The sequence below is a fragment of the Streptomyces sp. NPDC060366 genome, assembly GCF_042725135.1.
In the GTDB taxonomy this organism is placed as follows: domain Bacteria; phylum Actinomycetota; class Actinomycetes; order Streptomycetales; family Streptomycetaceae; genus Streptomyces.
The window spans coordinates 379,910-392,001 of the sequence record NZ_JBHXDC010000006.1 but is presented as its reverse complement, the minus strand read 5'-3'; the positions used below and the strand labels follow the sequence as shown (position 1 = coordinate 392,001).

General features: G+C 71.8%; 11 protein-coding genes. 3 read left to right on the top strand and 8 right to left on the bottom strand.

All coding sequences use genetic code 11. From position 1 onward, the window contains the following. Nucleotides 1–94: 94 nt before the first annotated feature. The 3 genes from ACFWHU_RS18575 to ACFWHU_RS18565 form a co-directional block, all read right to left on the bottom strand. Complete coding sequence (locus tag ACFWHU_RS18575) at nucleotides 95–1,300, bottom strand: DUF5937 family protein (protein ID WP_387225684.1); 1,206 nt, start codon at nucleotides 1,298–1,300, stop codon at nucleotides 95–97. Then, nucleotides 1,288–2,616 (bottom strand): amidohydrolase, encoded by a 1,329-nt coding sequence (locus ACFWHU_RS18570; protein ID WP_387225682.1) that lies wholly within the window; start codon nucleotides 2,614–2,616, stop codon nucleotides 1,288–1,290. Before ACFWHU_RS18570 ends, ACFWHU_RS18575 begins: the two co-directional genes overlap by 13 nt. Before the next feature lie 214 nt (nucleotides 2,617–2,830). Then, nucleotides 2,831–3,454: a TetR/AcrR family transcriptional regulator C-terminal ligand-binding domain-containing protein gene (locus ACFWHU_RS18565; protein ID WP_387225680.1), complete on the bottom strand. Its 624-nt coding sequence runs from the start codon at nucleotides 3,452–3,454 to the stop codon at nucleotides 2,831–2,833. A gap of 125 nt (nucleotides 3,455–3,579) precedes the next feature. On the opposite strand from ACFWHU_RS18565, the gene ACFWHU_RS18560 reads away from it, so the two are divergent. Beyond that, the gene (locus ACFWHU_RS18560) at nucleotides 3,580–4,626 is read left to right on the top strand and encodes an aldo/keto reductase (protein ID WP_387225678.1); all 1,047 of its coding nucleotides are present in this window, start codon (nucleotides 3,580–3,582) and stop codon (nucleotides 4,624–4,626) included. On the opposite strand, the gene ACFWHU_RS18555 is transcribed toward ACFWHU_RS18560, so the two are convergent. Next, the gene (locus ACFWHU_RS18555) at nucleotides 4,557–5,270 is read right to left on the bottom strand and encodes a DedA family protein (protein WP_387225676.1); all 714 of its coding nucleotides are present in this window, start codon (nucleotides 5,268–5,270) and stop codon (nucleotides 4,557–4,559) included. The two genes, ACFWHU_RS18560 and ACFWHU_RS18555, sit on opposite strands and share 70 nt — an antisense overlap. Nucleotides 5,271–5,587: 317 nt before the next feature. Here ACFWHU_RS18555 and ACFWHU_RS18550 point away from each other — a divergent pair, with 317 nt between their 5' ends. Together ACFWHU_RS18550 and ACFWHU_RS18545 are read left to right on the top strand one after the other, a co-directional pair. Further along, entirely contained in the window at nucleotides 5,588–6,166 is a 579-nt protein-coding gene (locus ACFWHU_RS18550; protein ID WP_387225674.1) for a TetR/AcrR family transcriptional regulator, read from the top strand. Between the two features lie 87 nt (nucleotides 6,167–6,253). Then, entirely contained in the window at nucleotides 6,254–8,512 is a 2,259-nt protein-coding gene (locus ACFWHU_RS18545) for an MMPL family transporter (RefSeq protein WP_387225672.1), read from the top strand. A gap of 70 nt (nucleotides 8,513–8,582) precedes the next feature. On the opposite strand, the gene ACFWHU_RS18540 is transcribed toward ACFWHU_RS18545, so the two are convergent. The 4 genes from ACFWHU_RS18540 to ACFWHU_RS18525 form a co-directional block, all read right to left on the bottom strand. Next, the gene (locus ACFWHU_RS18540) at nucleotides 8,583–9,284 is read right to left on the bottom strand and encodes a class F sortase (protein WP_387225670.1); all 702 of its coding nucleotides are present in this window, start codon (nucleotides 9,282–9,284) and stop codon (nucleotides 8,583–8,585) included. 4 nt (nucleotides 9,285–9,288) lie between these two features. Next, nucleotides 9,289–10,158 carry a hypothetical protein gene (locus ACFWHU_RS18535; protein ID WP_387225668.1) on the bottom strand — a complete coding sequence of 290 codons (870 nt, stop codon included), beginning with the start codon at nucleotides 10,156–10,158 and terminating at the stop codon, nucleotides 9,289–9,291. A 539-nt stretch (nucleotides 10,159–10,697) separates the two neighbouring features. Next, nucleotides 10,698–11,651 carry a M56 family metallopeptidase gene (locus tag ACFWHU_RS18530; RefSeq protein ID WP_387225666.1) on the bottom strand — a complete coding sequence of 318 codons (954 nt, stop codon included), beginning with the start codon at nucleotides 11,649–11,651 and terminating at the stop codon, nucleotides 10,698–10,700. A gap of 3 nt (nucleotides 11,652–11,654) precedes the next feature. Next, complete coding sequence (locus tag ACFWHU_RS18525) at nucleotides 11,655–12,062, bottom strand: BlaI/MecI/CopY family transcriptional regulator (RefSeq protein ID WP_385792189.1); 408 nt, start codon at nucleotides 12,060–12,062, stop codon at nucleotides 11,655–11,657. Nucleotides 12,063–12,092: the final 30 nt, after the last annotated feature.

Below are 12,092 nucleotides of genomic sequence, written 5' to 3'. Positions count from 1 at the left end.
ACGCCACCCCCGCAACTACCTGGCCTTTCTCGGACTCGCCGCCGCCCTCTGCTGCTACAAACGACTACTCAAACTCACCACATAGGACACGGTCTTAGTACTGCAACGCCGTCGCGACGTCCCTGCCGATGCGTTCCACCGCGCCGAGGTCGAGCCCGTAGTGCACATATCGGCCGTTGCGTTCCGTGCGGACGAGCCCCAGGTCGCGCAGCGCACGCAGATGGCGTGAGACCTGCGGGCGCGTCATCGACAGCCGGTGTGCCAGGTCGGCCGTGGTCATCGACTGGCGGGCGATCAGCCGGCAGAGGCGTACGCGGCGGGGGTCGGTCAGCGCGAGCATGCGGCTACGGGCGAGGGTGACGCCCACCACCGGGCCGTCCACCGGGAAGTGCACGACGGGCGGCAGGCCGGGCTCGTTCTTCACGACGAGGTGCGGGGCGCCGTAGCGGGTGGGGATGAGGAGCACCGGTGTGCGGGCCGGGGAGATCACCGCGTGGTGGACCTTGTCGAAGACGACGCGCGGTGGATCGGCGAGCCGGACGCTGGACGGGCTGAGCGCAGCCAGCGCCGCCGCGGGGCCGTCGTCCGCGAGCCGCTGCCGTACGAGGTGGGCGGCGCGGGCCAGATGGGGTTCGGTCTCGGCCCACAGCGCGGCGAAGAAGACGGGGCGGCAGAGGTCGATGAAGGCGAGCACGTCGGCGCGCAGGGCTTCCGGGTCGCGCAGCAGGGCCTCGGCGAGTTCGAGATGGGGTTCGGGGAGCCCGGAGGCGGCGTGGCGCAGGGAGGCGGCCTGGGCGGGGTCGTGGAGGACGCGGTCGAAGGCGTAGCCGAGATAGCCGCTGGCGCAGGAGTACGAGGTGATTTCCGCGAAACGGTCGACGGGGAGCCGCGACAACGGGGACAGAGGGGACGGGGTGGGCGACTGGGCGGAGCCACCCGTGGTCGAGCCCGTGGTCGAGCCCGGTCCCGGCGGCCGGATCGCCGGCGATTGCTCTGCCCTCCCCGGCCTCCCCGGCCTCCCCGGCCTCCCCGGCCTCTCCGGCCTCTCCGTCCTCTCCAGACCTGTGTAGAACCCGCGCCACCGCAGCGCCGTCCACAGCGGGGAGAACCGCCGCAGCCCGGCCCGGAAGGCGGCGGGCGCCGTGCGCGCCACCTCCCGGGCCCAGGGCGCGTGTTCCGCGTGGTGTCCGTGCCCGTGCACGGACAGGACATGCAGGCTCGCGGCCAGTTCGGCCAGGGGCGACACCGCGACCGTGAAACGGCCCGGCCCCGCCCCCTCCAGCACGACTACGACCGACATGGCCGGAGTCTACGAGCGCCGTCCGGGCGACCACCGATGTCCCGGACCTCCCCGGCCTCCCCACCGTCCCCGGCCCCGAACTCCGCCGCTTCGAACTCCGCCCGTGCCGCCGCCAGGAACTCCGGATCCGACACCAGATCCGTCACGACCCGGGCCAGCCCCGTCGCCGCGACCTGGGCGCGGTCGTGCGCGAAGGCCGTCGCGGACGCGTCCCGCATGGCGTCGGAGTGGCTGGGCGTACCGAACGCCGCGGTCTGTACGTACGGGTGGATCACCGGCAGCAGCTGGGAGAGATTGCCGATGTCCGACGAGCCGGCCGGTTCGTCCGGCGCGCCGGGGCCGATGTCCACGCCCAACGCCCGCACCGTGGCACCGAATCGGGCGGCGAGCACTCCGTTGTCACGGCGCTCCGCGTACAGCGCGCCGGTCTCCGTGACCGCCGCCTCCGTCCCGGTCGCGAGCGCCGCGCCGCGCGCGGCCGCGCGGACCCGCTCGACCAGCGCCTCGGTGGCGGCCGATGTGGTGTCCCGTACGTAGAAGTCCACCGCCGCCGTCGACGGCACCACGTTTGGGGCCTGGCCGCCGTCGGAGACGATGCCGTGGAGCCGGGCCGTCGGCGGTATGAACTGCCGCATCGAATCGAGTGCGTTGAGGAAGAGCTGAGCGGCGGCGAGCGCGCTGCGCCCCTCCCACGGGGTCTTCGCGGCATGCGCGCTCACACCGGCGAAATCGGCCCGCAGATGGGCGGCGGCCAGCGCGTGCTGGGTGGTCGCCGAACGGTCGGAGGGGTGGAACATCACCGCCGCGTCGACACCGTCGAAGACCCCGGCCTCGGCCAGCAGGACCTTGCCGGCGCCGCCCATCTCCTCGCCGGGTGTGCCGATGACGGCGATCGTGCCGGCGTGGTCCGGCTGCGCGCGGACGGCGGCGATCGCGGCGGCCGCGCCGCCGGCCGCGATGAGGTTGTGGCCGCAGCCGTGCCCGACGGCGGGCAGGGCGTCGTACTCGGCGAGCACGGCGACATACGGACCGGGCGTGCTTCCCTCGTGCACCGCCACGAACGCGGTGTCCACCCCGCCGGCCCCTCTCTCGACCGCGAAGCCCGCATCCGCGAGCCAGCCGGTCAGCACCTCCAGGGCGTGGAACTCGGCGAACTTCAGCTCCGGCCGCGCGTGGACGGCGCGGCTGACCTCCTCCATGCGGGGCCGCAGCGCGGTGAGTTCGTCAGTGAGACGCTTCAAGGACGAGGCGGGTGCGAGTGCGGGTAGGGATGCGGGTGTGGGCGCGGGCGTGCTGCCGGTGGTCGGTCCGGACATGGGGACTCCCGTCGTACGAGATGTGACGTGCGCACCGCGTGAGTACGCGGCGGCGAACCGTCCACGTGAGTACGCGGCGGCGAACCGTCCACGTGAGTACGCGGCCGGCCACGACGAGCTTGCGTCCGCAGCCGCCCGCCCGGCCGCCGATTACCGCGCCCCAGGTAACCGGCTCCTGGTCCTGAACCGCCCCGCGTCCTGAACTCCCCGCCCGCTACGCGTAGACGCCCGCCCGCGCCGCAGCCGCTGCCGCTTCCGCCGCTCGTACCCCCGCTGCCTCGTCGAGGGGTGCGTCGCTGGTCAGCAGGCGGTAGTAGAGCGGGGCCGAGACCGCGCGGATCACCTCGTGGGGATCTGTCCCTTCCGGCAACTCGCCTCGCTGGACAGCCTGTTCGACGCATGGCGCCCATTCGGCGACCCGGATCTCGTAGAAGCGGTGCAGGGATTCGGCCGTCCTCGCGTCGGTCGTGGCCGCCGCGATCACCGCCTTGAACAGCGCGCCCTGGCGCGGGTCGGCCAGCGTGCGGCGTACGAGTTCGGCGTTGGCCCGCAGGTCGCCGAGCAGCGAACCGGTCTCGGTGCGCGGCAGGGACTGCTCGGCCATGTCCGACAGCAGGTCGGCGACGAGGCCGGCCACCGTTCCCCAGCGGCGGTACACGGTCGACTTGCCCACGTCCGCGCGGCGCGCGACAACGGCGAGGTCCAGCCGCGCGAAGCCGTCTTCGGCGAGGGCGTCGCCTGCCGTGCGAAGCACCGCGGCCCGCACCCGAGCTGTACGGCCTCCGGGGCGCAGGGTCCCGGGATCGCCAGAGGTGTCGTCGTCCTCTTCAGCGCTCATCGGCACACCTCACCTCCATAACGGGACTCCAGTTTCATTAGTCGCACTCCTCTGTTACGTTGGGGCCATCCTAAAGGGACGGGAGTCCCGTTAGTTATTTCGGGGTCTCATGGAGGGGTTCGATCATGGAGTACAGACAACTGGGCGCATCCGGGCTCAAGGTCCCGGCACTCAGCTTCGGAGCAGGCACGTTCGGTGGCCGGGGGCCGCTTTTCGGCGCCTGGGGCAACACCGACGCACAGGAGGCGCGCCGACTGGTGGACATCTGCCTGGAGGCGGGCATCTCGATGTTCGACACGGCGGACGTGTACTCGGCGGGCGCCTCCGAGGACGTCCTCGGCCGGGCGATCAAGGGCCGCCGGGACGAGGTCCTGCTGTCGACCAAGACGAGCCTGCCGATGGGCGACGGACCGGGGGACGCCGGATCATCGCGCTCGCGGCTGATCCGGGCGACAGAGGACGCGCTGCGCCGGCTCGGCACCGACCACATCGACCTCTTCCAGCTCCACGCCTTCGACGCCGCGACGCCCGTCGAGGAGGTGCTTTCCACGCTCGACCAGCTCGTACGGTCCGGGAAGATCCGCTACGTCGGCGTCTCCAACTTCTCCGGCTGGCAGCTGATGAAATCGCTGGCCGCCGCCGAGAAGCAAGGGCATCCGCGCTATGTGGCCCACCAGGTCTACTACTCGCTCGTCGGCCGCGACTACGAGTGGGAACTGCTGCCGCTCGGTCTCGACCAGGGTGTCGGCGCGATGGTCTGGAGCCCGCTGGGGTGGGGGCGGCTCACCGGCAAGCTGCGCCGTGGCCGGCCGCTGCCGGCGGGCAGCCGACTGCACGAGACCGCCGACTTCGGGCCGCCCGTCGACGACGAGCATCTCTTCCGTGTGGTCGACGCCCTCGATGAGATCGCGGAGGAGACCGGCAAGACCGTCCCCCAGGTGGCCGTCAACTGGCTGCTGCGGCGCCCCACCGTGTCCTCCGTCATCATCGGCGCCCGTAACGAGGAGCAACTGCGCCAGAACATCGGTGCCGTCGGGTGGGAGCTGGCGCCCGAGCAGGTGGCCCGGCTCGACGCGGCGAGCGCGAAGGTGGCGCCGTACCCCTACTTCCCGTACGAACGCCAGGAGGGCTTCGCCCGCCTCAACCCCTCCCCGCTCGTCCGCCGCCTCTGACCGCGACCGGCGAAGGGTCGCAGGCGCATGAGCGCGTATGTGACGACGGCGAGCAGGACCAGGGCGAGAACCACCTTGGAGAGCACTCCGACGTATGTCTCCACCAGATGCCACTGGTCGCCCAGCCAGTAACCGGCCAGCACCAGGACCGAGTTCCACAGCAGGCTGCCGAGGGTGGTCAGGGATATGAAGACCGGCAGCGGCATGCGCTCGACTCCGGCCGGCACCGAGATCAGACTCCGGAATATGGGCACCATGCGGCCCAGGAAGACGGCCTTGGTGCCGTGCTTGGCGAACCACTGCTCCGTACGCACCAGATCGGCGTCCTTGACCAGTGGCAGCTTCGCCCAGATCGCGTGCATCCGCTCGCGGCCGAAGAGCATCCCGACCCAGTACAGGACAACCGCTCCCACCACCGAACCCAGCGTGGTCCAGAAGAGCGCCGCCCCCAGGCCGATGACTCCCTGACCCGCCGCGAAGCCGGTCAGCGGGAGGATGATCTCGCTCGGCAGCGGCGGGAAGAGATTCTCCAGCGCGATGGCGAGGCCCGCGCCCGGCGCCCCCATCGTGTCCACGAGGTCGGCGGCCCAGCCCGCGATGCCGCCCGCAGGTTCCTGCGGGAGCGCGAGCAGTACGACATCCATGAATTGTCTCCAAGAGGGCGCGGGGTGGTCTCGCCGGACTGATCCGGCGTCCGGCGGAGAGGTTCCAGCGGTTCCGGCGCGTACGTCGCGCTTCCCCCACAACAATAGAAACCGCAGGCCAGCCCCGGTATGCGGGATACCGCCGGGCTCGCTGCGGTTTCCCGCAGGCAGCACCCTGCGGTTTTCCACAGGGGCGCGGGTGGACGTTCCAAGACGCCCGACCGGACCCCCACCGGATGCCCAGCCAGCTGCCCGGCCAAGGCGTCCAACCACCCCCGTCCCCCAAAGCTGACCGATCGGACAGTTATGGTGGACGCATGGCACGCCCCGCCTCCGCGCTGCGCGGACACATCCTGGAATCGGCGTTGCAGTTGTTCGCGACCCGCGGCTACGAAGGCACGTCGCTGCACGACATCGCGACCACCGTCGGCTGCTCGAAGGCGTCCCTGCTGTACCACTTCACCAGCAAGGAAGCGATCCTCACCGAACTGCTGACCCCGGCCGGCGAGGGGCTCGCCGCGCTCGACGCCCGGCTTCTCGAGCTCGACGGGCGGGAGGCGACGGAAGCCGCCGTCACCGGTTACGTCGATCTCGCCATGCGCTTCCGGCGCGAGATCAAGATCCTCTTCGAGGACATCCCCGGTATGACCGCCCACCCCGCGCTCGGCAGCATCCCCGGCACGGTCGACCGCCTGCTGGACGCGCTCGCGGGCCGGTCGAAGGCGGCGCGGGACGTGGTCGCGGCCTACATGGTCCTCGGGGCCGTCTTCGTGACGGGCGCCAGCGATGTCGACGTACCCGATCAGGAGCTGCGCGACGAACTGATCCGCGGCGCGCTGCGCACCATCGCCCCCGCCGACGAAAACCCCGCCTCCGAAAACCCCGACCCCGACTGATCACGCGCATTCCCCTCCCACGGGGTCGAGCCCGGCCCGCCAGCACCGACCACCCACCACCGACCACCGAGAAGAGAAACCTTCGCCATGGCTTCCCTGCTGTACCGGCTCGGCCGGTTCTCCTTCCGCCGACGCAAGCGCGTCGTCGCTGTATGGCTCCTCCTGCTCGTTTTGCTCGGCGGAGCCGCCGCCACCCTCATGGGCCCAAGCAGCGACAAATTCACCATGCCCGGCACCGAGTCCCAACGCGCGCTGGACTCGCTCCAGGAGCAGTTCCCGCAGGCCAGCGGCACGACCGGCACCATCGTCATAGCCGCGCCCGAGGGCGGGAAGCTCGACCAGGCCGCAGTCGCGCCGGTGGTACGGGACGCCGCCGCCGTGCCCGGGGTGGTCGGCGCGGTGGACCCGTTCCAGGCCGGCGCCGTCTCCGAGGACGGCCGGTACGCCCTGGTCCAGGTGCAGTTCGAGAAGGCCGCGGACGAGGTGACCGACGCGCAGCGCGCGGCGTACGAGAAGGCCGGCGCCGACGAGGAGGGGCTGCGGGTCGAGCACGGCGGTGAAGTCCTCAGCGCCGAGGTGGAGGTGGGCTCCACGGAGGCGATCGGTGTTCTGATCGCCGCGGGCGTCCTCGTCGTCACCTTCGGCTCGATGGTGGCCGCCGGTATGACGCTGCTGAACGCGCTCGTCGGCGTCGCGGCCGGGATGGCCGGGCTGTTCGCCCTGAGCAGCGTGGTCGAACTCACCAGTACGGCGCCCATCCTGGCGCTCATGCTCGGGCTCGCCGTCGGTATCGACTACTCGCTGTTCATCACCTCGCGGCACCGTCAGTACCTGACCGAAGGCATGGACGCCGAGGAGGCGGCCGGCCGCGCGGTCGGGACCGCGGGCTCGGCCGTGGTCTTCGCGGGCGCCACCGTCGTCATCGCCCTCGCCGGGCTGACCGTCGTCAACATCCCCTTCCTGAGCGTCATGGGCCTGGCCGCGGCGGGTACGGTCGCCGTCGCCGTCCTGGTCGCACTCACCCTCCTCCCGGCGCTCCTCGGGTTCGCCGGGCTCCGCGTACTGCCCCGCAAGCAGCGCGAAAGCGCCACCGGCAGCGGCAGCGGCATTGGGACCGGCACCAGCGCCGGCACCGGCGTCAACACCTCGAAGGACGACGCAACCGCCAAGCCCCGCGAGGGGTTCGGCTTCCGCTGGGGCCGTACCGTCACCCGCTTCCGCGTCCCCGTCCTCCTCGTCGGCATCCTCGGCCTCGGCGTACTGGCCCTCCCCGCCGCCGACATGCGCCTGGCGCTGCCCGACGCGGGCACCGCCGCCGCCGGTTCCGCGACCCGCGAGGCGTACGACCTCACCAGTGAGGGATTCGGCCCCGGCTTCAACGGCCGTCTGATCGCCGTCGTTTCGAGCGACGACGCGGCGGCCACCGCCGTGGCCGCGAAGGAGGCGACGGTACGGATCCAGGGCACCAAGGACGTACTGGCCGTCACGCCACCGCAGTTGAACAAGCAGGGCACCACGGCGCTCCTCACCGTCATCCCGAAGGCCGGCCCCACGGACGAGGCCACCGAGGCGGTCGTGCACGCCGTCCGCGACCGCGTGGCGGACATCGGGGACGTCCCCGGCGCGGCGGGCGCGGATGTCGCGCTCTCCGGCACCACGGCCGTCGGCATCGACGTCTCCGAGAAGGTCGCGGACGCCATGCTGGTCTATCTGCTGCTCGTCGTCGGCCTGTCGATCCTGCTGCTGATGCTGGTCTTCCGCTCGTTCCTGGTGCCGCTGAAGGCCGCGCTCGGCTTCCTCCTCACCATCGGGGCCACCTTCGGCATCACCGTGGCGATCTTCCAACAGGGCCATTTCGCCGACCTGTTGGGCGTCGACACCCCCGGACCGCTGGTGAGCTTCCTGCCGATTCTGCTCATCGGCATCCTGTTCGGACTGGCCATGGACTACGAGGTCTTCCTCGTCTCCCGGATGCGCGAGGACTACGTCCACGGCGCCGGCGCGCAGCAGGCGACCGTCAGCGGGATGGGGCACAACGCCCGTGTCGTCACCGCCGCCGCGCTGATCATGACGGCCGTGTTCGGCGGGTTCATCTTCATGCCCGACCCGATCATCAAGTCGATGGGCTTCGCGCTGGCCATCGGTGTGCTCGTCGACGCGTTCATCGTGCGTATGGCGCTGGTCCCGGCGGTGATGTCCCTGCTCGGGCGCGCCGCCTGGTGGCTGCCGCGGTTCGTCGACCGGATCCTGCCCAACCTCGACATCGAGGGCGAGAGTCTGCGCAAGCTCGTACCGGAGCAGCGCGCGGCGGACGAGAGCGAGAGCGAGGACGCGGTCAGGGTGTGACGCCCGCGCCGCCCCGGTCTGCCTGGAGACGGGCCGGGGCGGCGCGGATTGTCGTGAGGGGCGACGCGGGTCAGACCTCGTCGGGGCTCGACCTGTGGCTGCCGGTGAGGGTCGCGTACACCACCACGTTGTCGGCGTAGCGGCGGTCGGCCTCGGAGTAGTCGCCGCCGCACGTGATGAGGCGCAGTCCGGCGTGGTCGAGGTTGCGGTACACCTCGACCGTCGGGAAGGCGTCCTTCGCGTACGTCGCCACGCGGTCGACCGTGAACTCGGCGGTCCTGCCGTCCTTCCGCGCCACCTCGACCCTGTCACCGGGACCGATCCTGGCGAGGTCGAAGAAGACGGTGGGCGCGCCGTCCCAGGTGACGTGACCGGCGATGACCGAGGGGCCGTTGGCGCCGGGGGCGGGGCCCGGGTGGTACCAGCCCGCCTTGTCGGGGTCCTTCGGCGTCTCCATAGCGCGGTTCTCGTCGAGCCCGAGCCGCTCCAGGGTGGAGGACACCTTGAGTGAGGGGATCGTGACCCGTACGGGGTCGGACGCGGGGAGGGCGGCGGCCTGTTTCCTGTCCGGGCCGGAGCCCGTCGTCGGTGACCGGGGCGCCGAATCCGCCACCGGTGGACCGCTCTTGTCGACGGCCCGCGGCGGTACGGAGTGCTGCCTGCCCGTCCCCACTCCCAACCCCAGGGCCAGCAGCAGCCCGCCGACGACGAGCAGGACGGGAATCGCGACGATCAGCGCCGTACGCCGACGCGAGCGGCCACCACCGTTCACCGGTTCAGCCGCGCCGGTCGGTGCCCGAAATCGCGGTGCGCGTACGGCGGTTGACCGCGAAGAGGCCGCCCGCGAGGAGTACGGCCGCCGTTCCGCCGGCCAGCATGCCGGGTGCGGCGATGCCCGAGGCGCCGTCCGTACCGCCCGTACCGGTCTCGACGCCGCCCACCGGCATGGAGCCGACGGCCGCGCCCTTGACCATGCCGCAGTTGGCGGGTGCGGTGGCCTCCTGCGGGAGCTTCGGGTCCAACTCGCTCTTGCCGGCGCCGAAGTCGTACTCGCCGTCGTCGTTGCGGTCGATGCCGTGCTGCACGATGTGCAGATCCTTGATGTGGTCAACGATGTCCTGCGACACGTCGATCGTGCGGGAGTAGTTGAGCTTGCCGTCCTTGTCGGCGACCGGCATCCGGTCGACCGCGAGTCCGCTGTCCTTGGACGTGTCGCCCTTCGTCGTCAGGGAGATGTTGATGTCCCCGTACGTGGGCAGGCCCTCGGCGGTGCTGACGATGCCGTCGCCGTCCTTGTCCGCGCTCGCGTCGGGGCAGCGGAAGTCGTGGCCGTCGGTGGAGCCGTGGATGTGCTGGGCGTGCGGCTGACCGGGTACCAGGCCGGTGGCCTCGATCTTCACCGTCAGCTTCCGGTCCTGGAAGCTGACGAGGGCGGCTCCGGTGGCGCCGGAGTCGTTCAGCGACTCCAGGTCGATCTGGTACGCCTCGCCTTCCTCGGCCGAGGTCGCGGATTTGCCGCCATGTCCGCTGTGTCCGCTGTGTCCGCTGTCCGCGCCGCTCGCGAGGGCGGGGGTGGCCGCGATGAGGGTGAGGGCGGCGGGCAGGGCGAGAAGGGCCGTGTATCGGGCTGTGCGCTGACGTATCACTGCGATGCATCCCCTTTGCGGCTGTCTGTTGTTGGTGTGCATTCGGCGGCCTGCGCGACGCGGATTGGTCCCTGGGGCGGGTTTGTCCTGGCCGGTCGTTGGGTGTCCTCAAGCGCCGGACGGGCTGAACGTTGCGGCCGGTGGTGGGGTGTCCTCAAGCGCCGGACGGGCTGAGGGTGGTCGCCCGGGCGGGGCGAAGGTGGCGGCCCGTCGCTGGGTGCCCTCAATCGCCGGGCGGGCTGGGGGTGGCGCACCGGTGGAGTGAAGGTGGGCGCCGGTGGTCGGGTTGTCCTCAAGCGCCGGGCGGGCTGGGTTGGTCGCCGGACGGACTGGAGAATGCCCGGACGGGCTGGGGGGTGGTCGCCCTGGGCGGGCGAAAGTGGCGGCCCGTCGTTGGGTGCCCTCAAACGCCGGGCGGGCTGGGGTTGGTCGCCGGACCGGCTGAGGGGAGGGCCCGGACGGGCTGGTGGTGGCGCCCGGACCCGCTGAGGAGAGCGCCCGGACCCGCTCGGGAGAGCGGCCAACCGGCTTGGGGTGGGCTACAGGTTGGTTGATGCCTTCAGGGCGAGGAAGAGCGTTACCGTCGCGTTCGCCGAGGACAGTGCCGAGCCCAGCGTTCCCGCTGCCGCCGTCCAGATCGCCAGGCCCGCTCTGGTGAAGACCGACGGCCAGGTCATCGCGGCGGGTGCCGGGGCCAGCAGTGCGGCGACCCGGCGGGGGACCGGGCCCGCGCCGGCGATGCCGGCCAGCGTCGGTGTCGGGGCCCCGCGAGAGACCAGCGCGGCCTTCCCGATCGCGCGGGCGACCAGCGTGCGGCTGCCGGTGGTCCGGGCCGCCTCCTCGTCCGCCCAGCGTTCCGTCGTGTACGCCACGGCCGCCTGTAAAGGCCGCAGTAAGGGATTCGCCCGCGCCGCCAGCCGTACCGCCAGCAGACTGCGATGGTGACGCCCCGTCAGATGCGCCCGCTCATGCGCGAACAGTGCCGTCCGCTCCCGTGAGTTGAGACAGTCGAGCAGCGCCCTGGAGACGACGATCCGACCCACTCGATCGCGATCCCGGCCTCGCCCGCCGCCCGGCAGCGCGTACGCGTACGGCGTCCCGTCCGGCAGCACCACGAGCTGTCGCTCGGGCATCCCCTCCAACGCGCTCCAGGCCCGTCGCCGTACGCGCCGGTGCCGCCATCCCGTGGCCGCGCACGCCGCCGCCACCGCGACCAGCGCGGCGATCGCCGCCTTGCCGGCCACCTCGTCGTACGGCACGGCGTCCCGTACCTCCGGGTCCGACCAGCCGTCGGGCAGCGGATTGCCGGGCAGTTGGGCCGTCCCGACGACCACCAGCAGACCCAGGCAGAGCGTGCTGCACACGGCCAGCACCACGGCCAGCGCCGTCAGGAAGCGCGTGGCCAGGCGTGGATGGAGATGCTGCTCGGCCAGTCGCGCGACCGGCACCGCCGTGAGAGGCAGTACGAGCGGCAGAAAGACGAACACGCCCACGGGTCAGTCCTCCGCCTCGTCCTCGGTGGCGTGCAGCAGGTCGCGCAGCAGCCGCTCGTCGTCGTACGACAGGGCGGTGACGAACCGCGCGAGCACCGCCTCCCGGTCCGCCTCCGCGTCCAGCACCCGGCGCATCCGCAGGGCGGCCAGTCCCGCGCCGTCGGAGGCGGCGCGCCACTCGAAGGAGCGGCCCGAACGCTCGCGGGTCACGGCGTTCTTGGCCTGGAGACGGGTCAGGATCGTCATCACGGTGGTGTACGCGAGGGTCCCCCCGAGCCGTTCGCGCACCCAGCCCGCGTTCACCGGCCCCGGCGCCGCCCGGAGCGCGGCCAGTACCTGTGACTCCAGTTCACCCTGCCCCCGGCGCCGACGTTCGTCGTGACCTTCGTCGTGACCTTCGTGCTCGGTCACACCGTCTCCCTCCTGCTCCGGAGCGGGCCG

Excerpts from the sequence above, each read along its gene's own strand:
- ACFWHU_RS18550 (WP_387225674.1), top strand. The coding sequence starts at position 5,588 with ATGGCACGCCCCGCCTCCGCGCTGCGCGGACACATCCTGGAATCGGCG.
- ACFWHU_RS18570 (WP_387225682.1), bottom strand. The coding sequence starts at position 2,616 with ATGTCCGGACCGACCACCGGCAGCACGCCCGCGCCCACACCCGCATCC.
- ACFWHU_RS18545 (WP_387225672.1), top strand. The coding sequence starts at position 6,254 with ATGGCTTCCCTGCTGTACCGGCTCGGCCGGTTCTCCTTCCGCCGACGC.
- ACFWHU_RS18575 (WP_387225684.1), bottom strand. The coding sequence starts at position 1,300 with ATGTCGGTCGTAGTCGTGCTGGAGGGGGCGGGGCCGGGCCGTTTCACG.
- ACFWHU_RS18555 (WP_387225676.1), bottom strand. The coding sequence starts at position 5,270 with ATGGATGTCGTACTGCTCGCGCTCCCGCAGGAACCTGCGGGCGGCATC.
- ACFWHU_RS18565 (WP_387225680.1), bottom strand. The coding sequence starts at position 3,454 with ATGAGCGCTGAAGAGGACGACGACACCTCTGGCGATCCCGGGACCCTG.
- ACFWHU_RS18560 (WP_387225678.1), top strand. The coding sequence starts at position 3,580 with ATGGAGTACAGACAACTGGGCGCATCCGGGCTCAAGGTCCCGGCACTC.